Below are 26,072 nucleotides of genomic sequence, written 5' to 3'. Positions count from 1 at the left end.
GATCACCGCCCAACCGCAGACCGGATCCCGGCGCCCACTGGGACCCATCGGGCTCCGCTCGCGCCTTCGCTCGCTGACGCCGATACGGCCGACCCTTGAACATCGTGTTCACCGCCCCGGTGCGATAACCCCGGCATGGCAGCGGCACCCGACTCGCATCCCTATACCTTCGGTCTGGAAGAGGAATATTTCCTCGTGCGGCGCAACGGCCGGCGCCTGCGGCACATGCCGCGTCGTTTCTTCGATGCGTGCCGGGCCGCGCTGGGCGAACGCTTCGGCAGCGAGATGCTGCAAACCCAGGTGGAAGTACAGACCGCGGTGCACGACGACCCGCGCGCCGCCGAGCATGACCTGCTCAACTTGCGGCGCACGATAGGCGGCATCGCCCGGGCGCATGGCCTGGACATCCTGTCGGCGGGCACGCATCCCTCCGCGCCGTGGCGGGGCCAGCGCAGCACCGACAAACCGCATTACGACCAGGTGATGGACGAGCTGCAGATGCTCGGCCACCGCAATCTCCTGTGCGGCCTGCACGTGCATGTGCAGCCGGCCGATCCGGCGCAGCGCGTGCCCTTGATGGCACGGATGCAGCCGTTCCTGCCGCTGCTGCTGGCCCTGAGCACCTCGTCGCCGTTCTGGATGGGACAGGCGACCGGCCTGATGGGCTACCGGCAGACGGCGTACCAGGAAATTCCCCGCACCGGGCTTCCGCCGCTGTTCCGCGGCCAGGACGAATACGACGACTACGTGCGGCGCATGATCGATGCGCGCGCCATCCGCGATGCCAGCTTCCTGTGGTGGGCATTGCGCCCTTCCCTCGCCTTCCCGACGCTGGAACTGCGCGTGACCGACGCCTGCACGGATCCACGCGACGCGCTTGCGATCGCGCAGCTGTTCCGCTGCCTGGTGCGGCACCTCGAGCGCACGCCGCGCCTGCATGCCGCGCTGGATGCGGGGGCGCAGGCGGTGATCGAGGAGAACCTGTGGCGGGCACAGCGGCACGGCTTCGATGCCGGGCTGATCGACATCGGCAGTGGCGATCTGGTCTCCGTGCGCGAGATGCTGGAAAGCACGCTGGAGATCATTGCGCCCGACGTGGTGGCGCTGGACTGCGCCCGCCAGATCGACCATGCGTGGCGCATCCTGGACGGCGGCACCAGTGCGCACGGGCAGCAGCGGCATTACCAGCAACGCAGGCTCGCCGGCGACACACATGGCGAAGCGCTGGTCCATGTCGTGCGATGGCTGGCGGCGGCGAGCGTACCGGACTGACGCGGGCTCAGCGCGCGACCGTCTTCTGCTGCGACACCACGAACACGCCTGCCATCACCAGCACGGTGCCGGCCACCTGCCACGGCCCCATCGGTTCCCCGAGCAGCAGCAGGCTCAGCACGATGGTCGACACCGGCCCGATCATGCCGACCTGCGCCGCCAGCGCGGAGCCGATGCGCGCCACCGCCATCATCACCGCCAGCACGGGCAGCACCGTGCACAGCGTGCCGTTGACCAGCGACAGCGCGTAGACCTCCCACGGCAGCACCATCGCCTGCATCGGCCGCAGCACGACGAACTGCAGCAGGCACAGCACGCTGGCCACGCTGCTGGCGTAGGCCGTCAGCCGTACCGCGCCGACGCGCGCCACCAGTTCGCCACTGCCGACAAGGTATAGCGCGTAGGCGAGCGCGCTGCCGAACACCAGCAGGCCGCCCAGCAGGATGCTGGAACCGCCGGCCTGCAGATCGTGCCCGAAGGCCAGCGCTACGCCCGCATAGCTGACCAGCAGCGCCAACACCTGCCGCCGCGAGATGCGTTTGCCCAGCGCGAGCCAGCCGATCAGCGCCACCAGCGTCGGGGTGAGATAGAGGATCAGCCGTTCCAGCGTGGCGGTGATGTAGGCCAGCCCGGCGAAGTCGAGGAAGCTGGCTAGGTAGTAGCCGAGGAAGCCCAGCAGCACGATCCTCAGGCGGTCGGCGCGCGACAGCGGCGCACTCCGGCGCGCCGCCCACACGCCCATCAGCAGGAAGAACGGGAACGCCACCAGCATGCGCAAGGCCAGCAGCGTCACCGCATCGGCGCCGTAGCGATAGCCCAGCTTGACGATGATCGCCTTGCCCGAGAAGGCGATGGCGCCGAGCGCTGCCAGTACCAGACCGGAGCGGCTGACCGCCTGCAGGCCGGGACGCGCAGGCGGTGCGTCCATCGCTTCGGCCGGCGCCACGTCCAGCGGCTGCGCCAGTTCGTCCTCCGCCCTCGGCCGGGTCATGGCGACCGGCTCACGCCAGCGTGCATGCCAGCAGGCGACGGATCAGCGCCTGCGTACGCGCCGCACGCTCGGGCAGGTAGGCGAAACTGTCCTCGTCCATGTAGGTGAGCTGCGCCAGCTCGAGCTGCACGGTCTGGATGCCGCGGGCCACGTCGGCGTAGTGGCGGGTGATGTAACCGCCACGGAAACGTCCGTTGACCACGTAGCTGTAGTCCGACTGCGAGGCCAGCGCGGCTTCCAGCGCCTGTTGCAGCGCGGGCAGGCAGCTCGCGCCGCCGGCCGTGCCCAGATTGAAGTCCGGCAGACGGCCATCGAACAGGAACGGCACCACGCTGCGGATCGAGTGGCCTTCCCACAGTACGGCGCGGCCGTGTGCGGCGTGGATGCGCGCCAGTTCCTGCTGCAGCGCCTGGTGGTAGGGGCGCCAGTAGGTATCGACCCGGCCGGCGATCTCGTCCGGCGTGGGCTGCTGGTCCGGCAGGTACACCGGATCGCCAGTGAAGCGCACGGTGGGGCACAGGCCGGTGGTGTTCTGCCCGGGATAGAGCGAGACGTCATCGTCCGGCCGGTTGAGGTCGACGACGTAGCGCGAATACGCCGGCACGATGATCGATGCACCCAGCGTGCGCGCGAATGCATAGAGTTCGGCCACATGCCAGTCGGTATCCGGCACCCGGCGTGCTTCCGGCGTCAGCCGTGCGGCGATGTCGTCGGGAAGCGCCGTGCCGTTATGCGGCAGGCTGATGAACAGCGGCGCGGTACCGCGATGCAGGGTGTAGGTGTCCATGCCGCCATTGTATCGCCGCCTCCGGCAGGTCCGGCTCAGCGCATCAGCACGACTTCCTCGGCGCTGGTGGGATGGAGGGCGACGGTGTCGTGCAGGTCGGCCAGGGTGATGCCCTTCTTCAACGCCACCGCGAAACCCTGCAGCATCTCGTCCGCGCCCTCGCCCAGCAGGTGCAGACCGACGACGCGCTTGTCCTCGCCCACGCAGACCAGCTTGAACAGGCTGCGCTGCGGCGAGTCGGCCAATGCGTGCAGCATCGGCCGGAAGCGCGTGGTCAGCACCGTCACCGCGTCTCCATGCTGTGCACGCGCCTCGGCCTCGGTCAGGCCCACCTGTCCCACCGGCGGGTGCGAGAACACCACGGTCGGGATCTGCGCATAGTCCATCCGCGCGTCGGGCTGGCCGCCGAACAACCGATCCATGAGCCGCCGCGCCGCCGCGATGGCGACCGGCGTCAGCGCCGCCTGGCCAGTGACGTCGCCCACCGCATGGATCCCGGCGATGTTGGTGTCCTGGCGCGCGTCCACCTGCACGAAGCCGCGCGCATCGAGGGCAACGCCCGCCGCCTCCAGGCCCATGTCGCGTGTCGACGCACGGCGACCGGTCGCGAAGATCACCGTGTCGAAGCGCGCGGTGCGCGTGCCGTCTTCGGCCAGCACCACCACGCCCTCATCAGGGGCGCGCTCGAGCGCCGCCACCGCGTGCCCGAAATGCAGGCGCACGCCATGCTGGCGCATGTCCGCGGCCAGTTCGTCGGTGATCTGCGTGTCAAAGCCGTCCAGCAGGCGCTGCCCGCGGACGAACACGTCCACCTGGCTGCCCAGCGCCTGCAGCACGCCAGCCAGTTCCACGGCCACGTAGCCGCCGCCGATGATCGCCACCCGCGCAGGCGCGGCGCACAGGCTGAAGAAATCGTCCGAGACCTTGCCCAGTTCGGCACCCGGGATGTCGGGGCGCACCGGATGGCCACCGGTGGCGATCAGCACGTGCCTCGCGCCGAGTTGCACGCCATCGGCATTGACCACGGTGTTCGCATCCAGAAGACGGCCACGGCAGGGCATCAGCACCACGCCGCTCTCGTCCAGCCGTTTCATATAGCTGGCGTGGATGCCGGCGATGTAGCGCTGGCGATGGACGATGAATTCCTTCCAGTCCAGCGTCGGTGGCGAGGTGTCGAAGCCGAGCGTGGACGCCATCGCGATCCGTTGCGACAGATCGGCGGCCAGCCACATCGCCTTCTTCGGCACGCAGCCGACGTTGACGCAGGTGCCACCGAGTTCCTTCGGTTCCAGCAACGCGACCCTGGCGCCGTACGAAGCCGCGCGGAAGGCGCCGGCCAGGCCGCCCGATCCGCCGCCGATCACGATCAGGTCGAAAGCGTGTGGTTTCATGCGAATCGCTCCGGTCGGTAAGGCGTAGGGTCGAAGGCCGGCGTGCGGCCCGTCATCAAATCGGCCATCAACTGGCCGGTCGCACTGCTCATGCTGATACCCAGCATGCCGTGGCCGGCCGCCAGCCAGACATGCTCATGGCGTGGTGCGCGCCCGAGCAGCGGCAGGTCGTCCCAGGTCATAGGCCGCCAGCCGCACCAGCGCTCGTGGACCTCGGCTCCGACGGGTTCGCGCAGGAACTCGCGCGCGCCGCGCTCGAGCGCCGACAGCCGCGTTTCGTTGAGCGTATCGTCATGGCCGGAGAACTCCATCGTGCTGCCCAGCCGGAAGCCGCTGTCCCAGACCGTCACGCACACGGAGCGGTCCTTCAGCACCATCGGACGGCGCGGCACCAGGGCCGGACGCGAATAGGTGATCGAGTAGCCCTTGCCCGGCTGGATCGGCGCCTTCAGCCCCAGCGTGCGGACGAAAGCAGGCGTCCACGCGCCCAGCGCGATCACCGCCTCGCGCCCTTCGCGCGTGCCCTGCGATGTCGTCAACCGCACGCCGGTCTTCGTGGTGTCCAGCCGGTCCACACGGCACTGCTCTTCGATCAGGCCACCACGCTCGCGCACCACGCGCGCCAGTTCGGCCACGTAACGATCCGGACGCAGGCGCGCGTCACCGGGGAAGCGGATCGCGCCGGTGACGCCGGGCAGCATGGCCGGCTCGTCGCGCTCGTACGCGGCGCCGTCGAACACCTCGGTGGCGATGCCGAACTCCGCCAGCATCGCCGCCTCGTCCACGTACTGCTGGAACTTGCGCGGATCGCGGAACACGTAGTCGAGACCTTCCTCCTCGAACTCGCAGGCCAGGTCATATCGCCCCACCCAGTCCGCAAGCCGTGGGCGTGCATCGTTGAGCAGCGCCGACCGCGCCTGCGTGCTTGTTCGCCAGTCGCGCGCATTGCAGCGCGCGGCGAACCGCAGCAGCCAGTGCCACAGGGCGGGATCGACGCGGGGCTTGAGGTACAGCGGCGCATCCGGCGTGAACATCCAGCGCAGCGCCTGCGCCACCACACCCGGCGCTGCCAGCGGCGGTGCGTGGCTGGGCGTGATGGTGCCGCAGTTGCCGTGCGAGGCACCACCACCGACCGCCCCCGCGTCCATCACCCGCACGCCGCGGCCGGCGTCCAGCAACGCCAGCGCGGTCGCCAGTCCGATGGCGCCGCCGCCGAGGATGAGGACATCGTCGTGGGGGGATTTCACCGCGCCATTCCCGCCAGTCGGCGTCATCCCGCCCGCAGCCGCAGCGGCTGCGGCTTCAGGTAGGTCAGCGAGCGCCACAGCCACTCCATCGGACCGAAGCGGAACCGCGACAGCCACCAGCGGCTCAGCAGCACCTGCAGGCCGAACAGCGCCAGCGCGAACAGCGGCTGCCAGGCACGCGGCAGCTGTTCGAAATAGCCCAGTCCGTAGCCGTAGAAGATCCACGTGCAGACCAGCGACTGCATCAGGTAATTGGTCAGCGCCATGCGTCCGGCCGGCGCCAGCCAGCCCAGCGGCCGCTGCCAGGCCGGAGAACCCAGCGCACGCATCACCCACGCCACGTAGCCCAGGCACATCAGCAGGTTGGCGATCATCTGCAGGGTGAACGCCGACGACACGCGCAGGTTGAAGGTGGCGAAATCCATCGTCGGCGCCAGCGCCACCGAGCCCAGCATCGCCAGCAGGCCGAGCGGCAGAGCGGCCCAGCGCAAGGCGGCGTACAGCCGCGGGAATTCGCGCGGCCGCGCAATCGCCCCGCTGCGCACGAACCAGGCGCCGATCAGGAACATGCCGAACACGATGAAACCGAACATGGTGATGTTGCTGAGCGCCATGCCGGTGCTCTTCAGCCGCTGCCAGGTGGCTTCGGCGTAGCTGCCGCTGCCGTAGGCGGTCCGCTCGCTCTCGATCAGCGTCTGCATCTGCACGCCGATCTGCGCCATGGCCTTGTCCCAGCCTTCGGTGCCGGCCAGCAGCGAGCCCATGGCGCCCATCAGCAGCATGAAGCCGATCGGCATGACGTACGCGGCCAGCCCCAGCCAGACGAACCAGCGGGTCGGCAGCGGCCGGAATGCGAGCAGCAGGAACGAGCACAGCGCATACATCATCAGCACGTCGCCGGCCCAGATGAAGAGCGCATGGGTCACGCCGAAGGCCAGCAGCAGCAGCCCGCGTCGCCAGTACACGCCGGCGAACGGCCGGTTCGCCTGCTCGGCGCGTTGCGACATCACCGCGAAGCCCATGCCGAACAGCAGCGAGAACAGGGTGTAGAACTTGCCCTGCACCAGCACGTAGACCAGCAGGTCGACGGTGCGGTCGATGCCGGTGAGCCGGGGGTCCAGCCCGGTGCCCGACGCCATCACCGGCCCCACGAACCCTTCCAGGTTCATCAGTAGGATGCCCAGCAGCGCGAAGCCGCGCAGTACGTCCATCGCCTCGATGCGCTCGGCCGCCGCGATCGGTGCCAGGCTCTCCGTGTTCGTCGCCGTCATTCCCTTCCCCTGATGTGGTCCCCGCGATTAGACCATGCGCGGCACCCCATCCTGCCTGCCAAAAGAAACGGCCCGCTTGCGCGGGCCGTCCGGATCACGCGATGACGCGCGACTCAGTGGTGGTGGCCACCGTCGCCGTGCACGTGGCCGTGTTCGAGCTCTTCCGCGCTGGCTTCGCGCACTTCCACGATTTCCACGTCGAAGTGCAGGTCCTTGCCGGCCATCGGATGGTTGAGGTCCACGTCCACCACGCTCATGCCCACCTTCTGGATGGTCACCGCGCGCGGGCCGAAGTTGGTCTGCAGCACCACCTGCTGGCCCGGCACCAGGCGCTGGTTGCCGAAGTGCTTCTTGGGCACACGCTGGCTCAGGCCGTCGCGACGCTCGCCGTAGGCATCGGCCGCCGCTACGTCCACGCCGAAGCTCTCGCCGGCTTCGCGGTCCTGCATGGCGTTTTCCAGCCCCGGGATGATGTTGCCGTGGCCGATCAGGATCGCCAGCGGCTCACGGTCCTTCGAGCTTTCGATCGGCTCCTGGCCGGCTTCGGACACGGTGTAGTGGAAACGGACGACGCTGTCTTTTGCGATTTTCATGCGGGACTCTGGACGGGGCCTGCCGGCGGGCAGGACAGGAGCGGCTTGTCGGCCGCAAGGGAATGCGGCGAAGATGCGCCGCGATGAAGGCCCGACATTATCCCGGCTTGCCCACGCCCGCGCCACTTCGGCCGCGGGCCACCGCCCTGCTCTGCGCGGGACTGCTGGTGCTGGCCGGCTGTGGCGGTTCCAAGCCCCAGGCCCGCAAGCCATCGCCGCCGCCCGACCGGCACGCGTGGCCGATGGTGCAGGCCGACGATCCGGCCGCCGCCACGTCGGTGCTGATGCGCGCCATCGGTCTGGTCGGCACGCCTTACCGCTATGGCGGCAACACGCCGGAATCCGGCTTCGACTGCAGCGGCCTGGTGACCTACGTGTACCGGGACATGCTGGACCTGCGCCTGCCACGCACCTCGCGGGAACTGGCGCAGGTGCAGGGCCCGAAGATCGAGCCCCGCCGCCTGGCGCCCGCCGACCTGGTGTTCTTCGGCAAGAAAGGCAACGTCACCCATGTGGGCATCTATGTGGGCGAGGGGCGGTTCGTGCATGCACCCAGCACCGGGGGGACGGTGCGGCTCGACCACCTGGACGGCCCCTACTGGCGGGACCACTACAGCGGCGCCAAACGCGTCCTTCGTTAGGAATCGGTCAAGTCTGTGACGCGGAACGTTCACGCTTAACGAATAAATAACGATTTATGAACCAAATCAGGCCGATCAGCCGGCATTATCGCCCCTGACTTGTTAAACCCTTCCCGCGCGTGACGACCGACGACGACCTGCCAACAGGCCAGCCTGCCGCCACCCTCCGCCTGCCGCGGCGGGTTTCCCACGTTCTCTTGAGCTTCGGCCTGTGCGCCCTGGCGTCCGTGGCGCAGGCACAGAGTGCCCCCGCCGACGTCGACGCGGCGTCAACACCGGCATCGCCGGATGTGGCCAGCCCGGCCACGGCGGCCGCCAAACCCGTCATCACCAGCGTCAAGGAAAAGGCGGCCGAAGCCGCCACCGCCACGCTCTCCGCGCTGCTGCCGCGGCTCGCCGCCAGCGACACGCTGCCGCTGGTCGATCGCTCCGCCATGGTCGCCGGCGACATCAGCAAGCTGCTGGCCGCCTACGACCTGAGCAAGGAAGGCGTGGTCGCCCAGGAACAGCAGGGGGGTAAGGTCAACATGGTGCTGCAGCGCGCGCTCGCCTTGATGGGCACGCCTTACCGCTGGGGCGGCACCTCGCCCGACAGCGGCTTCGACTGCAGCGGACTGGTCGGTTACGTGTTCCGCACCGCGCTGGGCATCGAACTGCCGCGCGTCTCCCGCGACATGGCCAGCAAAGCCGATGCCGAGCTGGTCGCCGCCCGCGAGGAGCTGCGCCAGGGCGACCTGGTGTTCTTCGGCCTGAAGGGCCGGGTGAACCACGTGGGCATCTACGTGGGCGAAGGTCGCTTCCTGCATTCGCCCAGTCGCGGCAAGGACGTGCGCGTGGACAGCCTGCTCACCGGCTACTGGGCCAACCGCTACCTGAGCGGCCGCCGCGTCGCGATGTAACGCCACATCTGTCGAACACGAGCAGAAGGCCGCCCAGTGCGGCCTTCATGCTTTCCGGCCATCGCGGTGCGCCGCAACTTGCACCGGACACCGCCTAGCCGCCATCCTCCAACAGATGCGCTGTTCAACGCGCACCACCTGTCCGTTGCGCCGAAGGGGAGTCGTACGCGATGCAGGCTTCACTGTTGACCAATCTGCTGCTGCCGTTGGCCCTGGGCATCATCATGCTGGGGCTGGGGCTGGGACTGACGCTCGACGATTTCCGTCGCGTCGCGCGCTATCCACGCGCGGTGCTGATCGGCCTGGCGCTGCAGACGCTGGTGCTGCCCTGGGTCGCGTTCGGCCTGGCACTGCTCTTTGGCCTGCCTGCCGAACTGGCGGTGGGCCTGATGCTGCTGGCGGCCTCGCCCGGTGGCGCCACCGCCAACATCTACAGCCATCTCGCCCGCGGCGACGTGGCGCTGAACATCACGCTCACCGCGATCAACAGCCTGCTGTGCCTGCTGACGCTGCCGGTGATCCTCAACCTGTCGCTGGAGTACTTCCTCGGCGCCGGCCAGTACGTCCCGCCGCCGACCAAGAAAGTGGTCGAAGTGGCCGCCATCATCCTGCTGCCGGTGGCCATCGGCATGCTGCTGCGGGCGAAGGCGCCCGGCTTCGCCGCGCGTGCGGAGAAGCCCATCCGCCTGCTCTCCGTGCTGGTGCTGGCGTTGCTGGTGGTCGCGGCGGTCGCGCAGGAATGGAAGACCCTGACCACCTACTTCGCCATCGTCGGCCTGGCCTGCCTGCTGTTCAACCTGGCCAGCATGGGGGCCGGCTATGCGGCGCCGCTGGCCCTGCAGTTGCCGAAGAAGCAGGCCATCGCCATCGCCATGGAGATCGGCATCCACAACGGCACGCTGGCGATCTTCATCGCGCTCAACGTGCTGCAGAACCCCACCATCTCGGTGCCGGCGGCGGTCTACAGCCTGCTGATGTTCGTCACCGCGGCGGTGTTCGCGTGGTGGGTGTCGCGCGACAAGGACGCCCTCGCCTAGCCTGCGACGCCGCCTCCGGTGGGAGCGACGTCAGTCGCGATGAAGGCGCCGGACTGTCCGTTCGCGACTGACGTCGCTCCCACACAGGCACCGAAACCTCAGCCCGCGCGCGGCTCGCTCTCGCCCAGCCCCACGTTGGTCGACGCGGCCTCGTAGACCTGCCGATCCAGCAGCCCGGTCTCCTTCGCCACCAGCACCGGTACCAGCATCTGGCCGGTGACGTTGGTCATCGTGCGCATCATGTCGAGGATGCGGTCGATCGCCACCAGCAGGCCGATGCCCTCCAGCGGCAGGTTGGCGGCGCTCAGCACCACCGTGACCATCACCGTCGCCGTGCCCGGCACGCCGGCGGTGCCGAAGCTGCCCAGCACCGACGCCAGCAGGATGAGGAAGTACTGGTTGACCGACAGGTCCAGACCGAAGTACTGCGCCACGAAGATCGAGGTGAGCGCCGGATAGATCGCGCCGCAGCCGTCCATCTTGATGCTGGCGCCCAGCGGCACCGCGAACGCGGCATAGTCCTTGTCCACGCCCAGGTTGTGGGTGACGCTGCGCAAGGCCACCGGCATGGATGCGAAACTGGAGGAACTGGCGAACGCCACCTGCATGCCCGGCGCGGCGCCGCGGAAGAACTTCCACGGATTCAGGCCATGCGCCAGCAGCAGGCTGCCGTACACCACCACGATATGCAGCGCGCACGCGACATACAGCGCGCCGATGTAGCTGCCCAGCGGCAGCAGCTTCTCGAATCCGTACGTGCCGACCAGGCTGCCGATCAGGCCGAACGTGCCGATCGGGGTCATTTCCAGCACGAAGCGGGTGACCTGCACCATGGTGTCGCTGGCCTCGCCCGCCAGCTTGCGCAGGCCGGCGCTGCGCTCGCCCAGCTTGACCAGCGCGAAACCCAGCAGGCCGGCGAAGAAGATGACCTGCAGGATCTTGCCTTCGGTCAGCGCCTTGAACGGATTGGCCGGCACGATGTCCAGCAGCACCTGCACCGGCGTCGGGACTTCGCGCACCTGATAATCCGGCGCCGACATCAGGCCGGTGAGCCCCTTGCCGGGCTGCACGATCCAGCCCACCGCCAGGCCCACGCACACCGCCAGCGCCGCGGTGATGGCGAACCAGAGGAAGGTGCGCCCGCCAAGCGCCGCCACCGACTTCTGCCCGTGCAGGCTCGACACCGCATTGATCACCGCGAAGAACACCAGCGGCACCGCGATCATCTTGATCAGCGTGACGTACAGGTCGCCCAGCGGCTTGAGCCAGACGCCCGCGGCCGGGCCCATCAGCCAGCCCGCCAGCGCACCCAGCACGAAGCCGGCGACGACGCGCTGCCAGAACGGGATCTTCAACCAGGCCGAGACCAGCTTCATCCGGACGACTCACAGGAGTGGACGCGCCACCTTAGCCCAAGCCCTTGCATGCAGCGACCCTCCACGCGGAATGCCGGGTGTCATGAACAGGACACTGCGCGGGCGTCATAATGGCGCGTCCGTCATATCCCGGTTCGCCATGCTCCTGCGTTCACTCGTATCGCCGCTCGCCGGCATGACCCTGCTCACCGCATTGGCGGGCTGCGCCAGCACGTCGCCCTCGCCGGCCGCCACGTTCCATGTCGACGTCGCGCCGGTCGCGCATCCCCAGGGCGAAACGCCGCAATGGTGGTATCGGAATGGTGCGGCGAAGGCCGCCGCCAACGGCGCGATGCAGGGCAAGGCGAAGAACGTCATCGTCTTCCTCGGTGATGGCATGAGCCTGACCACGGTGGCCGCCGCGCGCATCTTCGAAGGCCAGCGCAAGGGCGCGCCGGGCGAAGAGAACCTGCTGAGCTGGGAACACTTCCCGCACACCGCCTTCAGCAAGACCTACAACACCGATTCGCAGACGCCCGACTCCGCCGGCACCATGACCGCCATCGCCAGCGGCGTGAAGTCGCACATGGGCGCCATCGGCGTGTCCGCCGGCCACAAGGGCGAATGCACGCCCGACGGCAGCAAGGACCTGCTCGGCTGGCTGGCGCTGGCCGACAGCGCGGGCCTGGCCACCGGCATCGTCACCACCGCGCGCATCACCCACGCGACGCCGGCGGCGATGTACGCGCATGTCTCGCATCGCGACTGGGAGAACGACACCGACCTGCCGCCGGAGGCCATCGAGGCCGGCTGCAAGGACATCGCGCAGCAGCTGCTGGCCGCCGCGCGCTTCGGCCACGGGCCCACCGTGGCGCTGGGGGGCGGACGCGGCGAGTTCCTGCCGGTCGACGTGCGCGATCCGGAAGAAGAAGACAAGGTCGGCCAGCGCCTGGACGGCCGCAACCTCGTTGCCGAGTGGCAGCAGGCGCATCCGCAGGGCGCCTACGTCACCAACACGCAGCAGCTGAAGGCGTCTGCCGACGCGCCGCAGTTGCTGGGCCTGTTCGAATACGACCACATGCAGTTTGAGCACGACCGCCGCAAGGACGAACTCGGCGAGCCCTCGCTCGCCGATCTCACGCGCGCCGCGATCCGCACGCTGTCGCGCAAGCCGGAGGGCTTCGTCCTGATGGTGGAAGGCGCGCGCATCGACCATGCCAACCACTACGGCAACGCCTACCGCGCGCTGGACGAGACCGTGGCGATGTCGGACGCCGTGCAGGCCGCGGTGGAGGCGACCTCGCGCGAGGACACGCTGATCCTGGTCACGGCGGACCATTCGCACACGCTGAACTTCGTCGGCTACCCGGTGCGCGGCAATCCGATCCTCGGCAAGGTGCGCGGCCAGGGCAGCGAGGACGACTCGCCGGGCGAGTTCGCCCGCGACCAGACCGGCCTGACCTTCACCACGCTGACCTACGCCAACGGCCCCGGGTACACCGGCGCGAGCAACCGCCAGCCGGCCGGCCCGAAACATTTCCTGCATGCGCCCAGCAGCGTCGAACCGTCGGAAGGCCGCCCCGACCTGAGCCAGGTCGATACCGAACACCCGGACTACCTGCAGGAAGCCCTGGTGCCGCTGAAGTCCGAATCGCACGGCGGCGAAGACGTCGGCATCTGGGCCATCGGCCCCGGCAGCGACGCCTTCCGCGGCACGCTGGAGCAGAACGCCATCTACCACGTCATTGTGCAGGCCACCCCCAAGCTGCGCGCAAGCTTGTGCGCCGCAGGCACGTGCGACGCGAATGGCGTGCCGGTGGAACTGCCGAAGCCGGTGGACTTCGAGAAGAAGTGACCCCGCGGGGTCAGGAAGACCCCCGTAGGAGCGGGCCATGCCCGCGATGCTTTTCCGACGATCCCAACCCAACGCATCGCGCCCCTGGGGCCCTCCTGCGGTTGTCGGCCAGGCTGACCCGGAACGGCTTCGCCAGCACCGCGCCCCGCCCCGCGCAAACGGGATGGCCTCAGAACGGCTTCGCCAATACCAGCCACACCACCGCGATCAAGGCGAACAGCGGCAACTCGTTGAACCAGCGCAGCGCGGTCGGCGAAGGCAGCGATCTCCCTTTCGCCACACCCTTCAGCCAGCGGCCGGCGACGATGTAGTGCGCCAGCATCAGCGCAACCAGCGTCAGCTTGGCGTGCAGCCAGCCGCCGCTGATGCCGAAGTGGAACCACAGCACGCCGCCCAGGATCACCGCGATGCCGAACATCGTGTGACCGAAGCCATACAGCCGGCGCCCCATCAATTGCAGGCGTGCCTGCACGTCGGTCTGCCCCGTGGTCTCGGCCAGGTTGACCAGGATGCGCGGCAGGTAGAACACCGTCGCCATCCAGGCCATGACGAAGACGAGATGGAAGGTCTTGACCCACAGGTAGAGGCTGGCTTTGTCCACGCTGGCCGGCTCCGTCGCTTGGAAGGATGAGGCGGGATTCTCCGCTACCGCCGTCAGGGCTGTCCAACACAGCGGAGGGCAGAAGGACCGTCGTTCCAGCGTAAGCTGGAACCCATCTTGATCCTGCTGTCGCTATGCGGGTCAGAAAGAGCAACAGCAGAATGGATCCCAGCGGGCGCTGGGATGACGAGCGAAAGCCTTCTGCCTCACTCTCCCCTATCCCCGATTCTTGTGTGCCTTATGACCAAACACTACGACGCCGACTACTTCCAGCGCTGGTATCGCGACGGCGACATCGGCGGCGCACCGCGCCTCGCGCGCAAGGTGGCGCTGGCCGTCGCGGTGGCCGAGTACCACCTGGAGCGGCCGATCCGCACGGTGCTGGACATCGGCTGCGGCGAGGGCGCCTGGCGCGCGCCGCTGCTGAAGCTGCGGCCGAAGCTGCAGTACCTGGGCTTCGACAGCAGCGAGTACGCGGTCAGGCGGTTCGGACGCACGCGCAACCTGCACCACGCGCGCTTCGAGGATTTCCAGTACCTGCGCCCGTGCGCGCCGGTGGATCTTCTGGTGTGTTCGGACGTGCTGCACTACCTGCCGACGCGGGAGCTGAAACGCGGCCTGCCCGGGCTGGCCGAGCTATGCGGTGGCGTGGCGTTCCTGGAGACCTTCGCCAAGGAGGACGACTTCGAGGGCGACCACGACGGTTTCCAGCCGCGCAGGGCGGCCTGGTACCGGCAGGCTTTCAACCGCGAGGGCTTCCAGTCCATCGGCAACCATTGCTGGCTGGGGCCGCGCCTGGCCGGCGATGTCGCGGTACTGGAGGCGGCGGATTATCGGCCGATAACCTGAACAGGCCGCGCGCGGCGGCACCGGCTTTACGGTATGCTGCGGCGCAGCACCGTGCACCAAAACCGGGATTCCGAACCGCCATGACCCTGTACCAACTGCATGAACTCGGACGCGCATGGATGGCGCCGCTGGCCTACATGGCCGAAGCGAACGCACGCATGTTCTCCGCACCGAGCAGTTGGTTGTCCAACGTGCCGGGCGCCGAGCGCATCGCCGCCGGCAACGAACTGATCCACCGCATCGGCAAGGACTACGAGAAGCCGGCGTGGGAGATCCACGAAGTCGAGGTCGAAGGCCGCACCGTTCCGGTCGTGGAGCAGGAGATCGTCAAGAAGCCATTCTGCCGGCTGCTGCGCTTCAAGCGCTACACCGACGATGCCGAGACGATCACCACGTTGAAGGACGATCCGGTCGTGCTGGTGGTGGCGCCGCTGTCCGGCCACCATGCCACCCTGCTGCGCGACACCGTGCGCACGCTGCTGCGCGACCACAAGGTCTACGTGACCGACTGGGTGGACGCACGCATGGTGCCCGCGTCGGAAGGCGCCTTCGGCCTGGACGACTATGTCGCCTACGTGGAGGACTTCATCCGCCACATCGGCGCCGAGAAGCTGCACGTGATCAGCGTCTGCCAGCCGACGGTGCCGGTACTGGCGGCGGTGTCGCTGATGGCCGCGCGCGGCGAAGCCACGCCGCGTTCGCTGGTGATGATGGGCGGGCCGATCGATGCGCGCAGCAGCCCCACCGAAGTCAACAGCCTGGCCACGCGCAATCCGCTGTCGTGGTTCGAGAACAACGTGATCCATACCGTGCCCTCGCCCTACCCGGGCGAAGGCCGCCGCGTGTATCCGGGCTTCCTGCAGCATGCCGGCTTCATCGCCATGAATCCCAGCCGCCATTTCATGTCGCACTGGGATTTCTACGCCGACCTGGTGAAGGGCGACCTGCAGGATGCCGAATCGCACCGCAAGTTCTACGACGAGTACAACGCCGTGCTCGACATGCCGGCCGAGTACTACCTGGACACGATCCGCACGGTGTTCCAGGAATTCCTGCTGCCGCGTGGCCAGTGGAAGGTCAATGGCGAACTGGTCAAGCCGGCGGCGATCAGGAAGACCGCGCTGATGAGCATCGAAGGCGAACTCGACGACATCTCGGGCCAGGGCCAGACCGCCGCCGCGCACGACCTGTGCACCGGCATCGCCAAGGCGCACCACCAGCACCTCACCGTCGAAGGCGCGGGCCACTACGGCATCTTCAGCGGCCGCCGCTGGCGCGAGAAAGTCTACCCGCAGGTACGCGACTTCATCGCCAAGTACGCCGGCTGACGCATCGCCTCCTGTGGGAGCGACGTCAGTCGCGAACGAAAAGGCCGCCCGGAGAGGCGGCCTTTTCTTGTGCCGGTATGGATGCGGCGTTCCTGCAAAAGCTCCGCGACTTACGTCGCTCCCACCTCGCGTCTTCAGACTACCGGGGTGCGCACCAGCAGGTGCTTGGCCAACCAGCCATGGAACAGGCCGGTGAAGCGGGCCAGGTGCAGCGTGGCGAACAGCAGCACCACGCCCGCCAGCGAGGCCACCGGCAGCAGCCAGGGCGCATCGTTGACCAAGTTCCAGTCGCCGAAGTTCATCACGTAGTCGAACGGCAGGAAGTACGCCACCGGTGCGGCGATCAGTCCCAGCGACAGCGCCAGCAGCGTGATGGCGACCGAGAAGTACAGGATGCCCAGCGGGTGCATCAGCAGCAGGTACAGCGTCGCCGTCCAGGTGCGTCCATCGGTGAACAGTTCCTTCAACCGCGTCAGCCAGGGCTTGTCGCGCTGCGTGTACAGCGGCCGGCGCGGCATGCGTTCGCCGAGCAGCACTTCCACCACGCGCCCCTCCACCAGCGACAGCAGGCGCACCGACATCAGGAACAACAGCAGCAGCGGAATGCCGATGATCAGGATCAGCAGGCCGATCGACAGGCTGGCGCCGGTGACGACCCAGGTGAAGTAGAACGTGCCGGTGGCCAGCGACAGCAGCATGTAGAACAGCGCGCCGTAGGTGCGCGGATCGGCGGCCACGCCGAAGAACCGACCGAGCAGCGACTTGCGCTTGGGCGGAACGGGCGGGCGCAGGGCCTTGGCGACGGTGACCTCGGTTTCGCGGTAGATGTCGGCGACTTCTTCCGGCGCACCGTAGCTGCCGGCGACCGAGGCGATCACCTCGGCTTCCGAGCGGCCGGGGTTCTCGGCCAGCTCAGAGCGCAGGTATTCCTCGGCGTCGTAGACGGCGTCCTGCACCATGGCCTTGTCGGCACCGGCCAGGGCGGCGCGCAACTGGTCGAGGTATTCGGGAATGGTGGTGGGCAGGCGGCTGCCCGCAGCGGTGGTGGTGTTCATGCAGGAATCCCCTCAAGCACGGAATCGACGGAATCGCGGGTGGCGCGCCAGGCGGCGGCCCAGGACTGCAGGGTCTGGCGCCCTGGCTCGGTGATGCGGTAGTAGCGGCGCGGCGGTCCGGCGACCGAGGGCTCGACGAAGCTGTCCAGCAAGCCGCCGCCTTCGAGATTGCGCAGCACCGGGTACAGCGCGCTCTGCTTGCCGCTGAGCACGCCGTCGCCGACGCGTTCGAGCTGCTTGGCGATCAGGTAGCCGTACAGTGGCTCACCGGCACGGGCCAAGACTGCCAGCAAGGCCAGCGACACGGTGCCGGCGCTGAGCTCTTTCTGGAACTTCTTCAGATGGATGTCAGGTTCGTTCATCGTTCCCCCTCCGCGGGACCCCCGCTAGGTTGGAGACGATGCTATTGCGAACTTTGATATAGCGAATGTGCCAGTAGTCATCCCTGCCCGGCCGCTGCAGCGTGCCGGCAGGTTGATCGGCAATGCGCCCTCAGGACGCGGTAACGCGGCCGTCGCCGGGCGCGGCCGATGTCGCGCGCCTTGCCCAGGTGCGCGCCACCCATAGCAGCGCCGGCAGCGCGATGGCCCACGCCACCGCGAGCCAGGCCATGCCATGCCACGCCGGCGCGGCGAACTGCGCCGCCTCCCAGCCGCGTGCGGCCGCGAGATACGCCAGCGGCCCGCCGACGCCACCCAGCAGCGCCCCCAGCCACAGGCGCGACTGCAATGCACGCATGGCGCTGTTGAGCGTGACCGCCAGCGAGGCCCACAGCGCCAGGATCCAGGGCGGCGCGACCAGATCGCCGAAAGAAGCGGCGCGATAGACCACCCAACCCTGCGCCGAAGCCACGCCGTCCACCACCACGCCGCACAGGATGGCCAGTCCGACCAGGCGGATTTCATCCGTTCGTCGCGACACCAGCCACAGTTGCGACAGGACGAACACCGCCGCCGCCAGCACGCCGGGCAAAGCGCGCCCCTGCCCGGCCGCGATGACGGCCACGAACCAGACCGCCTGGTTGCCCAGCACGTTGACCAGCGTTCGCCAACCACTGACGGGCGGCACCGCCTGCGAGGACGACGCACCGGAGGACGAGGTCCTCCGGTGCGCAGGTTCGGCGTTGCGGCTCAAGGCGCCGGCTCGTAGAAGTAGGTGTGCACGCGCGCGGTACCGACCGGCAGGCCGGCCTGAAAGGCCGACACGTTGAACACCGCGTTCAACGCCTCGGCGGCGTCGCCGTTGAGCGTGAGCTGCGCGTTGTCCAGTTGCACCGACCCGACGCGTGCGTGCCGGCCGCGCACTACCGGCGCGCCGACCAGGGTGATGTCGAACAGCGGCAGGCGCCCGAGCACGCTGTCGTTGAGCTTCACCAGTCCGGTGAGCACCGGTGCAGTGCCGGTGGTGTCGATGGTGTAACTGCTGAGGTTGACCTCGGTGGCGCCCGCGCGCAGCGTCAGGCCACCGGCATGATCGACCTCGCCCTTCAGGCTGCCCAGGTCAAGTTCGCCGCCCGGAATGGGAAACGTCGCGCTGGCACCGCGCAGGCGGGCCGGATAAGAAGCCTTCACCGACACGCCCAGCGACGTGAGGGCGCCGGTGAGGTCGGGCGACAGCTGCACCCGCGTATCGCCGCCGAGCGTGTTGACCGTGGGGGCGGCGGATGCGGCCAACGGCAGCAGGCCGATGGCGAGGAGGAAGCCGGAGAGTCGAAGCGTTTTCATGGTGTCTGTTCCTGTGAGGTAAGTGCCCAGGGGAAGAACCTTCAACACGGGACGCGCGGGACCTGCCGTGCGTTCGCCCCGCGGCGCGTGCGGCACGGGACGACAGGGCCTACGCCGGGCGATCGATACCGGATGCAGCGACACGCGGCTTCAACGCCGCCGACCCGATGGACGGCGGCGCGCGTAGACAGGCGTGTGCAGGCGACGTGAGGGAGATGGAGCAGCGAAGACCTGGCCACGCCGGAACGGGCGCGGCTACTTGACCCGCCGCTTTTCGAGCTTGCGCGCCAGCGTGCGCCGGTGCAGTCCCAGACGGCGCGCGGCCTCGGAGATGTTGAAGTCGCTGGCCGCCAGCGCTTCGTGGATGTGCTCCCACTCCAGCGTCTTGATCGACGTGGTGCGCGCGGTCAGTTCCACGTCGGCATCGCCGGCGGCGCGCTGGAAGGCGGCTTCGATGTCGTCGGTGTTCGACGGCTTGGCCAGGTAATGGCGCGCGCCCAGCTTGATGGCCTCCACTGCGGTGGCGATGCTGGCGTAACCGGTCAGCACGATGATGACCATCTCCGGATCGAAGGCGTGCAGATGCTTCACGCTGGACAGGCCGGATGCGCCCCCGGCGAGTTTCAGGTCGACCACCGCATGGGTCGGCGCGAACGCCTCCAGCAGTGCCGGCATGCCCTCCTCGCAGGCCAGATGGTGCACCTGGTAGCCGCGCCGTTCAAACGAGCGCACCAGCGTGCGCGCGAAGGCCGCATCGTCCTCGACGATCAGCAACCGGCGCTCACTCTTGGTCGTCATCACCGTTCTCCTCGATCGCGATCGCCGCCAGCGGCAGCGTCAGCGTCACCACCGCGCCGCCCTGCGGCCGGTTCCTCGCCTGCAACCGCCCGCCCAGCGTGCGCGCCACATTGACCGACAGGAACAGGCCCAGGCCACCGCCCGGCCGTCCCTTGCTGCTGTTGTACGGCGTGCCGAGCCGCTGCAGGATGCCAGGCTCGAAGCCGGGACCGGCGTCGGAGACGTCCACCACCACCGTGTCGTCGACGCAGCGCACGTCCATGGCGACCCAGTCCGGCGAGGCTTCCAGCGCGTTGTCCAGCACGTTGAACACCATCTGCCGCAGACCGGCATCGGTGACGATACGGGGATCGAAGCCGCTCTGGTTGCGGTAGTCGAAACGCGGAGGATTGCGCGCGTGTTCCCATTCATGCGCCAGTTCGTCGAACAGCGCGTGCAGCCTGGTCTCGGTGGGCGCTTCGGCGCGCGTTTCGCCCGCCGACATCAGGATGTTGGTGACGATGGACTTGCAGCGCGCCACCTGCGCCTGCATTTCCAGCACGTCGTTGTGCAGTTCGCCATCGGAGGCCATGGTGGGCAGATGCCGCCAGTCGCCCAGGATCACCGACAGCGTGGACAGCGGCGTGCCCAGTTCATGCGCGGCGCCCGACGCCAGCAGACCCATGCGCACGATGTGCTCTTCCTCGACCGCCCGCTGGCGCAGCTCGGCCAGGCGCGCGTCGCGCTCGCGCAGGATGCCGCCGATGCGGGTGATGAACACCACCAGCAGGCCGGCGATCAGCAGGAAGCACACCAGCAGTCCCTGCACGTAGTGGTCGGCCAGTCCGCGCGCCGGTTCCACCGCCAGCTTGAGCGGCGCCGGCACGGCGGCCAGTCCGACCACGCACAGCGCCGCCGCCGCCGCGATCACCCAACTGCCGGGCGAGCGCAGCAGCACGGTGCCGATCACCACCTGCAGCAGGAACAGGAACACGAACGGATTGCCGATGCCGCCGGACAGGTACAGCTGGATGGTCAGCGAGGCCACGTCCACCAGCAGGCCGACCAGCAAGGCGGCATGCGAGACCTGCGCGTGGCGCCGGCACCAGGCCAGGCTGGCCAGGTTGAACAGCACCAGTGCGGCGAGCACGGCGAACATCGGCGCCAGCGGCAGGGCGATGCCGATGCCGTACTGCACCACCAGGATCGTCGCCACCTGCCCGACCACCGCGATCCAGCGCAGCTGGATCAGCTGCTGCAGGTTGCGCACGCCGGCGCGGTCGTGCGAGCCGTCGAGGCGCAAGGCGGCGCGGTCGGAGTCGTCGGCAGGATCAGCCTGGCGGAAGTACATGCGGGTCCGAGGGGCGGCCGGGGCGCCGATCATGGCGCAATCGACGCTCCGACGCGACCAGCAGCCCGCCACCCACCAGCGTCAGCAACGCCATGCCGAACCAGGTCAGCGCATAGGACAGGTGCGGATCGCGGAACTTCACCACCGTCATGCCGCCACGTGGCCACTCGCGCACGGCCGGGTCGCGGTCGGCATCGACGAAGAACGGCGCGACGCGTTCGGCGGGCAGCCCGTGCCTGCGCGCGATCGCGGCCACGTCGCGCGAATACCAGCGGTCCTGTTGCGGCGCATTGCGGCGCAGGAAACCGCCTTCGGGTTCGCTCATGCGCAGCAGCCCTTCCACCACCACCCGGCCCTCCGGCGCGGGCGACGCGGTACCGCCGGCCGGCACGAAGCCGCGGTTCACCAGCACGTAGTCGCCCGCCTCGGTACGCAGCGGTTGCAGCAGCCAGAAGCCACCGCCGAGTTCGGTGACCGCCTGCGTGCGCGTCGCGCCGTCGGGCACGAAGCGGCCGGTCACCGACACGCGTCGATAGCTGTCGTCCGCCTCATTGATGGCGGACCATTGCGTACGCGCCGGCGCCGGCATGGCCGCCGCATGGATACGGGCATCGACGCGCGCGATCAGGTCGTGCTTCCACGCCATCCGCTGCAACTGCCACACCCCGAGGGCGATGAATCCGCAGAAGGCGACCGTCAGCAACGCGGCGAACGCGAACCGCCACCGCCTGCGCGGCGCGGCTGGCGGAACCGGTGCGGCGGTCACCGGCGCGGTCACGGCAGGCTCTGGACCGCGTCCTGCATCTCATGCATGTCGTGCGTGCCCGGCATCATGTTGGTGTTCATGTTGTGCATGACCCACAGCGTGCCGATCAGCACGATCACCAGCAGCACGGCGGTGAAGATCAGCGCGAACAGGTTCCAGCCGCCTTCCGACTTCGGATTCATGTGCAGGAAATAGACCATGTGCACGACCACCTGGACCATCGCGAAGCCCAGGATCACCAGCGTGGTGATCGCGGGCGTCGGCAGCACCTTGGCCATCACCAGCCAGAACGGGATGGCGGTCAGCACGACCGACAGCACGAAGCCGGTCACGTACTCCTTCATGCTGACGTGCGGAATGCCGTCCTCGAGGAAGTCGTCGTGGTCGGAGGGGGAAGAAGGATGACCCATCACTGCACGCCCATCAGGTAGACGAAGGTGAAGACGCCGATCCAGACGACGTCGAGGAAATGCCAGAACATCGACAGGCAGGCGATGCGGCGCGTGGTAGTCCGGTTCAGGCCCCACTTGCGCACCTGTACGCACAGCACGACCAGCCAGATGACGCCGAACAGCACGTGCAGGCCGTGCGTGCCGACCAGCGTGAAGAACGCCGACAGGAACGCGCTGCGCTGCGGGCCCGCGCCGATGTGGATCAGGTGGTGGAACTCGTAGACCTCGATCGACAGGAACGCCAGACCCAGCGCGCCGGTGACCAGCAGCCAGCCGATCGTGCCGCGGGCGTTGCGCTTGAGCATCGCCAGCATGGCGAAGCCGTAGGTGATCGACGAGACCAGCAGGATCGCGGTGTTGATCGCGATCAGGTGCAGGTTGGGGAAGAACAGGTCGCGGCCGGACGGACCGGCGGCATAGCTGCCCGAGAACACCCCGAAGGTGGCGAACAGGCTGCCGAAGATCATCAGGTCGCTGAGCAGGTAGATCCAGAAGCCCAGCAGCGTGCCGTTCTCGGGATGGTGCCTGCCCTCGGTGTCCAGGAACACCGGCGAGCCGTCGGGTCGGTTCAGGGCGATGGACTCAGACATGGGCGTGCTTCGCAAGGCCTTGGTTCAGGAGTGCGCTTTCCAGCTGTCCGGTGCGCGCCTGCTCGGTGCGGGCGACCTCGTCGGCCGGGATGTAGTAGTCGCGGTCGCGGTCGAAGCTGTGCCAGATCGCGTAGACGATCGTCGCCAGCAGCGACACGCCCGCCAGCCACCAGACATGCCAGATCAGCGCGAAACCGCATGCGGTGCTCAGCGCGGACAGGATCACGCCGGCGCCGGTGTTGCGCGGCATGTGGATCGCCTTGAATCCCTCTCGCGGGCGCTGGAAACCGCGCTGCTTCATGTCCGTCCACGCATCGGTGTCGTGCACGACCGGGGTGAAGGCGAAGTTGTAGTCCGGCGGCGGCGAGGACGTGGACCACTCCAGCGTGCGGCCGCCCCACGGATCGCCGGTGTGGTCGCGCAGCTGCTCGCGGCGGCGGAAGCTGATGTAGATGCAGTACAGGAACGCGGCGATGCCGATGGCGACCAGGACCGCGCCGAAGGCGGCGATCTGGAACCAGATCTGCAGCGACGGATCCTCGAAGTGGCTCATGCGCCGCGTCACGCCCATCAGGCCCAGTACGTACAGCGGGGTGAACGCGAACCAGTAGCCGGCCAGCCAGAACCAGAACGAGACCTTGCCCCAGAAGTCGTCGAGCCTGAAGCCGAACGCCTTGGGGAACCAGTGCGTCATCGCCGCGAACAGGCCGAACACCACGCCGCCGATGATGACGTTGTGGAAGTGGGCGACCAGGAACAGCGAGTTGTGCAGCACGAAGTCCGCCGGCGGCACCGCCAGCAGCACGCCGGTCATGCCGCCCACCACGAAGGTCACCATGAAGCCCATCGTCCACAGCATCGGCACCTCGAAGCGGATGCGGCCGCGGTACATGGTGAACAGCCAGTTGAAGATCTTCGCGCCGGTCGGGATCGAGATGATCATCGTGGTGATGCCGAAGAACGAGTTGACGCTGGCACCCGAGCCCATGGTGAAGAAGTGGTGCAGCCACACCAGGTAGGACAGCACGGTGATGCAGACCGTGGCGTACACCATCGACGAGTAGCCGAACAGGCGCTTGCCCGAGTACGTGGACACGATCTCGGAGAACACGCCGAACAGCGGCAGGATCAGGATGTAGACCTCCGGGTGGCCCCAGATCCAGATCAGGTTGACGTACAGCATGGCGTTGCCGCCAAGGTCGGTGGTGAAGAAGTTGGTGCCCACATAGCGGTCCAGCGTCATCAGCGCCAGCACCGCCGTCAGCACCGGGAACGACACCACGATCAGCACGTTGGTGCACAGCGCCGTCCAGGTGAACACCGGCATCTTCATCATGCCCATGCCGGGCGCGCGCATCTTCAGGATGGTCACCAGCAGATTGACGCCCGACAACAACGTACCGACGCCGGCGATCTGCAGCGCCCAGATGTAGTAGTCCAGTCCGACGCCGGGATCCTGGTTGCCCAGGTTGGACAGCGCCAGCCAGCCCGACGTCGAGAATTCGCCCAGGAACAGCGACAGCATCACCAGCGCCGCGCCGGCGGTGGTCATCCAGAAGCTGAAGTTGTTGAGGAACGGGAACGCCACGTCGCGCGCGCCGATCTGCAGCGGCACCAGGTAGTTCATCAGGCCGGTGACCAGCGGCATGGCCACGAAGAAGATCATGATCACGCCATGCGCGGTGAAGATCTGGTCGTAGTGGTGCGGCGGCAGGTAGCCCATGTTGTCGCCGAAGGCCATCGCCTGGTGCAGGCGCATCATGATGGCGTCGGCGAAGCCGCGCAGCAGCATCACCAGGCCCAGCACCATGTACATGATGCCGATCTTCTTGTGGTCGATGCTGGTAAACCACTCGCGCCACAGCCAGCCCCACAGCTTGTACTTCGTGATCACCGCGACCAGCGCGAGTCCGCCGATGCAGGTGCCGATGAAGGTCGCGGCGATGATCGGGTCGTGCAGCATGGGAATGGCATCCCAGGCCAGGCGACCGGTGATCGGAGAGTGCGTGACGGTGCTGGTGTCGAAAGCCATCGGGCGAATCCGGTGAATCCAGTTGTGCGGCGGCGGGGCGCGTCAGGGCGCCTTCAGGCCGCCAGCGGTGGGAACAGGCGATGTCAGGGTCGCGGCCTGCGCGGTCTCGACGGTGCAGATATCGGAACGGACGAAGGCGCCGGCGGCAAGGTTGCCGCGACGCGGGCGCTGCAGCGGATCGGCGCTGTCCAGCCCGCGTCCGCCCATCGCGTCGTAGGCCATCATCTGGTCCATGCACAGGCGGTCGGTATCGACGCAGCGATTGACCACGGCATCGAACAGGCCCGGATCGACGGAGGCATACAGGCGCGACGGCTCACGGGCACTGGGCACTTCCAGTTGCAGGTACTCGGCGCGGCTCAGCGCCTTGCCGCCGGCGCGGGCTTCCGCGATCCAGCGGTCGAAGCCCTGATCGGACAGCGCATGGAAACGGAAGCGCATGTGCGAGAAACCTTCGCCGCTGTAGTGCGACGAAAAACCCTCGTAGTCGCCTTCCTTGTTCATCACCGCGTGGAGCTTGGTCTCCATCGCCGGCATCGTGTAGATCATGCCCGCCAGCGCCGGCACGTAGAACGCGTTCATCGTCGACGACGAGGTCAGGCGGAAGGTGATCGGGCGATCGACCGGCGCGGCCATCTGGTTGACCGAGGCGACGCCGTATTCCGGATAGACGAACAGCCACTTCCAGTCCAGCGCCACCACCTGCACTTCCAGCGGCTTGACCTCGGCGGGCACCGGCCGACCTTCGGCGATGCGGCCCAGCGGACGGTACGGATCCAGCAGGTGCGTACCGATCCATGTCACCGCGCCCAGCGCGATGATGATCAGCAGCGGCACGCCCCAGATGACCAGTTCCAGCTGCGTGGAATGGTCCCAGTCGGGCTTGTAGGTGGCCTGCGTGTTCGACGCGCGGTAGCGCCAGGCGAACCAGAACGTAAGCGCGATCACCGGGACGATCACGATCAGCATCAGCGCCGTCGCCACCAGGATCAGGTTGCCCTGGCGGGCGGCGATGTCGCCGGCGGGATTGAGGACCTGCAGGTTGCAGCCCGACAGCACGGCGGCGGCGGATATCGCCACGACGGCTTGCAGGGCTCTGCGCATGAGGGACATGGACATGGGCGCTTACGGATTGATCGGGATCAATGTAGTGCGCCCGCGCGGGGCGGAGTATTGGACGTTTTGTCCTATCGCGACCGCGGGGCCAG

The 26,072-nt window shown here is 68.0% G+C and carries 26 protein-coding genes; 7 read left to right on the top strand and 19 right to left on the bottom strand.

Features of this window, described 5'->3' with window-relative positions; all coding sequences use genetic code 11:
* Nucleotides 1–135 precede the first annotated feature (135 nt).
* Nucleotides 136–1,272, top strand: a complete 1,137-nt coding sequence (locus tag MMG85_RS11125) for a carboxylate-amine ligase (protein WP_241046101.1) — start codon at nt 136–138, stop codon at nt 1,270–1,272.
* A 7-nt stretch (nt 1,273–1,279) separates the two neighbouring features.
* On the opposite strand, the gene MMG85_RS11120 is transcribed toward MMG85_RS11125, so the two are convergent.
* From MMG85_RS11120 to MMG85_RS11095, 6 genes are all read right to left on the bottom strand, one after another.
* Nucleotides 1,280–2,200 (bottom strand): DMT family transporter, encoded by a 921-nt coding sequence (locus tag MMG85_RS11120; RefSeq protein WP_241046133.1) that lies wholly within the window; start codon nt 2,198–2,200, stop codon nt 1,280–1,282.
* Nucleotides 2,201–2,273: 73 nt separating this feature from the next.
* Nucleotides 2,274–3,050, bottom strand: coding sequence for an N-formylglutamate deformylase (gene hutG / locus MMG85_RS11115; protein ID WP_241046100.1), 777 nt, complete (start codon nt 3,048–3,050; stop codon nt 2,274–2,276).
* Between the two features lie 35 nt (nt 3,051–3,085).
* On the bottom strand, nt 3,086–4,441 hold the full coding sequence (gene gorA, locus MMG85_RS11110; protein ID WP_241046099.1) for a glutathione-disulfide reductase: 1,356 nt from the start codon (nt 4,439–4,441) through the stop codon (nt 3,086–3,088).
* Complete coding sequence (locus MMG85_RS11105) at nt 4,438–5,715, bottom strand: FAD-dependent oxidoreductase (protein WP_241046098.1); 1,278 nt, start codon at nt 5,713–5,715, stop codon at nt 4,438–4,440. Before MMG85_RS11105 ends, gorA begins: the two co-directional genes overlap by 4 nt.
* Nucleotides 5,712–6,959 (bottom strand): DUF418 domain-containing protein, encoded by a 1,248-nt coding sequence (locus MMG85_RS11100; RefSeq protein ID WP_241046097.1) that lies wholly within the window; start codon nt 6,957–6,959, stop codon nt 5,712–5,714. The genes MMG85_RS11105 and MMG85_RS11100 overlap by 4 nt, the downstream gene beginning before the upstream one ends.
* Nucleotides 6,960–7,072: 113 nt before the next feature.
* Nucleotides 7,073–7,552, bottom strand: coding sequence for a peptidylprolyl isomerase (locus tag MMG85_RS11095; RefSeq protein WP_142124432.1), 480 nt, complete (start codon nt 7,550–7,552; stop codon nt 7,073–7,075).
* Nucleotides 7,553–7,635: 83 nt separating this feature from the next.
* Here MMG85_RS11095 and MMG85_RS11090 point away from each other — a divergent pair, with 83 nt between their 5' ends.
* The 3 genes from MMG85_RS11090 (at nt 7,636) to MMG85_RS11080 (ending at nt 10,129) form a co-directional block, all read left to right on the top strand.
* The gene (locus MMG85_RS11090) at nt 7,636–8,193 is read left to right on the top strand and encodes a C40 family peptidase (protein WP_241046096.1); all 558 of its coding nucleotides are present in this window, start codon (nt 7,636–7,638) and stop codon (nt 8,191–8,193) included.
* 290 nt (nt 8,194–8,483) lie between these two features.
* A complete protein-coding gene (locus tag MMG85_RS11085; RefSeq protein WP_241046132.1) occupies nt 8,484–9,092 on the top strand; it encodes a C40 family peptidase in 609 nt (202 codons plus the stop codon).
* Between the two features lie 185 nt (nt 9,093–9,277).
* The gene (locus tag MMG85_RS11080) at nt 9,278–10,129 is read left to right on the top strand and encodes a bile acid:sodium symporter family protein (RefSeq protein ID WP_241046095.1); all 852 of its coding nucleotides are present in this window, start codon (nt 9,278–9,280) and stop codon (nt 10,127–10,129) included.
* 98 nt (nt 10,130–10,227) lie between these two features.
* Here the strand turns inward: MMG85_RS11080 and MMG85_RS11075 are convergent, their stop codons facing one another.
* Entirely contained in the window at nt 10,228–11,505 is a 1,278-nt protein-coding gene (locus MMG85_RS11075) for a dicarboxylate/amino acid:cation symporter (protein ID WP_241046094.1), read from the bottom strand.
* A gap of 139 nt (nt 11,506–11,644) precedes the next feature.
* On the opposite strand from MMG85_RS11075, the gene MMG85_RS11070 reads away from it, so the two are divergent.
* A complete protein-coding gene (locus MMG85_RS11070) occupies nt 11,645–13,339 on the top strand; it encodes an alkaline phosphatase (protein WP_241046093.1) in 1,695 nt (564 codons plus the stop codon).
* Between the two features lie 169 nt (nt 13,340–13,508).
* Here the strand turns inward: MMG85_RS11070 and MMG85_RS11065 are convergent, their stop codons facing one another.
* Nucleotides 13,509–13,940, bottom strand: a complete 432-nt coding sequence (locus MMG85_RS11065; protein ID WP_345778848.1) for a CopD family protein — start codon at nt 13,938–13,940, stop codon at nt 13,509–13,511.
* A gap of 240 nt (nt 13,941–14,180) precedes the next feature.
* Here MMG85_RS11065 and MMG85_RS11060 point away from each other — a divergent pair, with 240 nt between their 5' ends.
* Together MMG85_RS11060 and phaZ are read left to right on the top strand one after the other, a co-directional pair.
* Nucleotides 14,181–14,789 (top strand): class I SAM-dependent methyltransferase, encoded by a 609-nt coding sequence (locus MMG85_RS11060; protein ID WP_241046092.1) that lies wholly within the window; start codon nt 14,181–14,183, stop codon nt 14,787–14,789.
* Nucleotides 14,790–14,869: 80 nt separating this feature from the next.
* The gene (phaZ, locus tag MMG85_RS11055) at nt 14,870–16,117 is read left to right on the top strand and encodes a polyhydroxyalkanoate depolymerase (protein WP_241046091.1); all 1,248 of its coding nucleotides are present in this window, start codon (nt 14,870–14,872) and stop codon (nt 16,115–16,117) included.
* A gap of 134 nt (nt 16,118–16,251) precedes the next feature.
* On the opposite strand, the gene MMG85_RS11050 is transcribed toward phaZ, so the two are convergent.
* The 11 genes from MMG85_RS11050 to cyoA form a co-directional block, all read right to left on the bottom strand.
* Nucleotides 16,252–17,172, bottom strand: a complete 921-nt coding sequence (locus MMG85_RS11050) for a sensor domain-containing protein (protein ID WP_241046090.1) — start codon at nt 17,170–17,172, stop codon at nt 16,252–16,254.
* Nucleotides 17,169–17,534, bottom strand: coding sequence for a PadR family transcriptional regulator (locus tag MMG85_RS11045; protein WP_055941558.1), 366 nt, complete (start codon nt 17,532–17,534; stop codon nt 17,169–17,171). Before MMG85_RS11045 ends, MMG85_RS11050 begins: the two co-directional genes overlap by 4 nt.
* 130 nt (nt 17,535–17,664) lie before the next feature.
* Nucleotides 17,665–18,306, bottom strand: a complete 642-nt coding sequence (locus tag MMG85_RS11040; protein ID WP_241046089.1) for a DUF2878 domain-containing protein — start codon at nt 18,304–18,306, stop codon at nt 17,665–17,667.
* Nucleotides 18,303–18,896 carry a hypothetical protein gene (locus tag MMG85_RS11035; RefSeq protein ID WP_241046088.1) on the bottom strand — a complete coding sequence of 198 codons (594 nt, stop codon included), beginning with the start codon at nt 18,894–18,896 and terminating at the stop codon, nt 18,303–18,305. Before MMG85_RS11035 ends, MMG85_RS11040 begins: the two co-directional genes overlap by 4 nt.
* A gap of 255 nt (nt 18,897–19,151) precedes the next feature.
* Nucleotides 19,152–19,694 carry a response regulator transcription factor gene (locus tag MMG85_RS11030; RefSeq protein WP_241046087.1) on the bottom strand — a complete coding sequence of 181 codons (543 nt, stop codon included), beginning with the start codon at nt 19,692–19,694 and terminating at the stop codon, nt 19,152–19,154.
* Entirely contained in the window at nt 19,678–21,057 is a 1,380-nt protein-coding gene (locus MMG85_RS11025) for an ATP-binding protein (RefSeq protein WP_241046086.1), read from the bottom strand. Before MMG85_RS11025 ends, MMG85_RS11030 begins: the two co-directional genes overlap by 17 nt.
* Nucleotides 21,005–21,802 (bottom strand): SURF1 family protein, encoded by a 798-nt coding sequence (locus MMG85_RS11020; protein ID WP_241046085.1) that lies wholly within the window; start codon nt 21,800–21,802, stop codon nt 21,005–21,007. Before MMG85_RS11020 ends, MMG85_RS11025 begins: the two co-directional genes overlap by 53 nt.
* Nucleotides 21,799–22,200: a cytochrome o ubiquinol oxidase subunit IV gene (cyoD, locus tag MMG85_RS11015; protein ID WP_241046084.1), complete on the bottom strand. Its 402-nt coding sequence runs from the start codon at nt 22,198–22,200 to the stop codon at nt 21,799–21,801. The genes MMG85_RS11020 and cyoD overlap by 4 nt, the downstream gene beginning before the upstream one ends.
* Nucleotides 22,200–22,832, bottom strand: coding sequence for a cytochrome o ubiquinol oxidase subunit III (gene cyoC, locus MMG85_RS11010; protein WP_055941547.1), 633 nt, complete (start codon nt 22,830–22,832; stop codon nt 22,200–22,202). The genes cyoD and cyoC overlap by 1 nt, the downstream gene beginning before the upstream one ends.
* Nucleotides 22,825–24,864 carry a cytochrome o ubiquinol oxidase subunit I gene (gene cyoB, locus MMG85_RS11005; RefSeq protein ID WP_241046083.1) on the bottom strand — a complete coding sequence of 680 codons (2,040 nt, stop codon included), beginning with the start codon at nt 24,862–24,864 and terminating at the stop codon, nt 22,825–22,827. The genes cyoC and cyoB overlap by 8 nt, the downstream gene beginning before the upstream one ends.
* A 42-nt stretch (nt 24,865–24,906) precedes the next feature.
* Complete coding sequence (gene cyoA, locus MMG85_RS11000) at nt 24,907–25,983, bottom strand: ubiquinol oxidase subunit II (RefSeq protein ID WP_241046082.1); 1,077 nt, start codon at nt 25,981–25,983, stop codon at nt 24,907–24,909.
* Nucleotides 25,984–26,072: the final 89 nt, after the last annotated feature.

It is taken from the genome of Pseudoxanthomonas sp. LH2527 (assembly GCF_022539275.1).
Classification (GTDB): Bacteria; Pseudomonadota; Gammaproteobacteria; order Xanthomonadales; family Xanthomonadaceae; genus Pseudoxanthomonas_A.
The sequence above is the reverse complement of the archived record's forward strand: the minus strand, read 5'-3'. Positions and strand labels throughout refer to the sequence as shown.

What these genes read in the sequence shown, in the direction of transcription:
- gorA (WP_241046099.1), bottom strand. Translation starts at nt 4,441, where the DNA reads ATGAAACCACACGCTTTCGACCTGATCGTGATCGGCGGCGGATCGGGC.
- cyoD (WP_241046084.1), bottom strand. Translation starts at nt 22,200, where the DNA reads ATGGGTCATCCTTCTTCCCCCTCCGACCACGACGACTTCCTCGAGGAC.
- MMG85_RS11095 (WP_142124432.1), bottom strand. Translation starts at nt 7,552, where the DNA reads ATGAAAATCGCAAAAGACAGCGTCGTCCGTTTCCACTACACCGTGTCC.
- MMG85_RS11030 (WP_241046087.1), bottom strand. Translation starts at nt 19,694, where the DNA reads ATGACGACCAAGAGTGAGCGCCGGTTGCTGATCGTCGAGGACGATGCG.
- MMG85_RS11025 (WP_241046086.1), bottom strand. Translation starts at nt 21,057, where the DNA reads ATGATCGGCGCCCCGGCCGCCCCTCGGACCCGCATGTACTTCCGCCAG.
- MMG85_RS11060 (WP_241046092.1), top strand. Translation starts at nt 14,181, where the DNA reads ATGACCAAACACTACGACGCCGACTACTTCCAGCGCTGGTATCGCGAC.
- MMG85_RS11075 (WP_241046094.1), bottom strand. Translation starts at nt 11,505, where the DNA reads ATGAAGCTGGTCTCGGCCTGGTTGAAGATCCCGTTCTGGCAGCGCGTC.
- MMG85_RS11035 (WP_241046088.1), bottom strand. Translation starts at nt 18,896, where the DNA reads ATGAAAACGCTTCGACTCTCCGGCTTCCTCCTCGCCATCGGCCTGCTG.
- MMG85_RS11100 (WP_241046097.1), bottom strand. Translation starts at nt 6,959, where the DNA reads ATGACGGCGACGAACACGGAGAGCCTGGCACCGATCGCGGCGGCCGAG.
- MMG85_RS11125 (WP_241046101.1), top strand. Translation starts at nt 136, where the DNA reads ATGGCAGCGGCACCCGACTCGCATCCCTATACCTTCGGTCTGGAAGAG.
- cyoA (WP_241046082.1), bottom strand. Translation starts at nt 25,983, where the DNA reads ATGTCCATGTCCCTCATGCGCAGAGCCCTGCAAGCCGTCGTGGCGATA.
- cyoB (WP_241046083.1), bottom strand. Translation starts at nt 24,864, where the DNA reads ATGGCTTTCGACACCAGCACCGTCACGCACTCTCCGATCACCGGTCGC.
- MMG85_RS11050 (WP_241046090.1), bottom strand. Translation starts at nt 17,172, where the DNA reads ATGAACACCACCACCGCTGCGGGCAGCCGCCTGCCCACCACCATTCCC.
- hutG (WP_241046100.1), bottom strand. Translation starts at nt 3,050, where the DNA reads ATGGACACCTACACCCTGCATCGCGGTACCGCGCCGCTGTTCATCAGC.
- MMG85_RS11045 (WP_055941558.1), bottom strand. Translation starts at nt 17,534, where the DNA reads ATGAACGAACCTGACATCCATCTGAAGAAGTTCCAGAAAGAGCTCAGC.
- MMG85_RS11120 (WP_241046133.1), bottom strand. Translation starts at nt 2,200, where the DNA reads ATGGACGCACCGCCTGCGCGTCCCGGCCTGCAGGCGGTCAGCCGCTCC.
- MMG85_RS11070 (WP_241046093.1), top strand. Translation starts at nt 11,645, where the DNA reads ATGCTCCTGCGTTCACTCGTATCGCCGCTCGCCGGCATGACCCTGCTC.
- cyoC (WP_055941547.1), bottom strand. Translation starts at nt 22,832, where the DNA reads ATGTCTGAGTCCATCGCCCTGAACCGACCCGACGGCTCGCCGGTGTTC.
- MMG85_RS11105 (WP_241046098.1), bottom strand. Translation starts at nt 5,715, where the DNA reads ATGACGCCGACTGGCGGGAATGGCGCGGTGAAATCCCCCCACGACGAT.
- phaZ (WP_241046091.1), top strand. Translation starts at nt 14,870, where the DNA reads ATGACCCTGTACCAACTGCATGAACTCGGACGCGCATGGATGGCGCCG.
- MMG85_RS11090 (WP_241046096.1), top strand. Translation starts at nt 7,636, where the DNA reads ATGAAGGCCCGACATTATCCCGGCTTGCCCACGCCCGCGCCACTTCGG.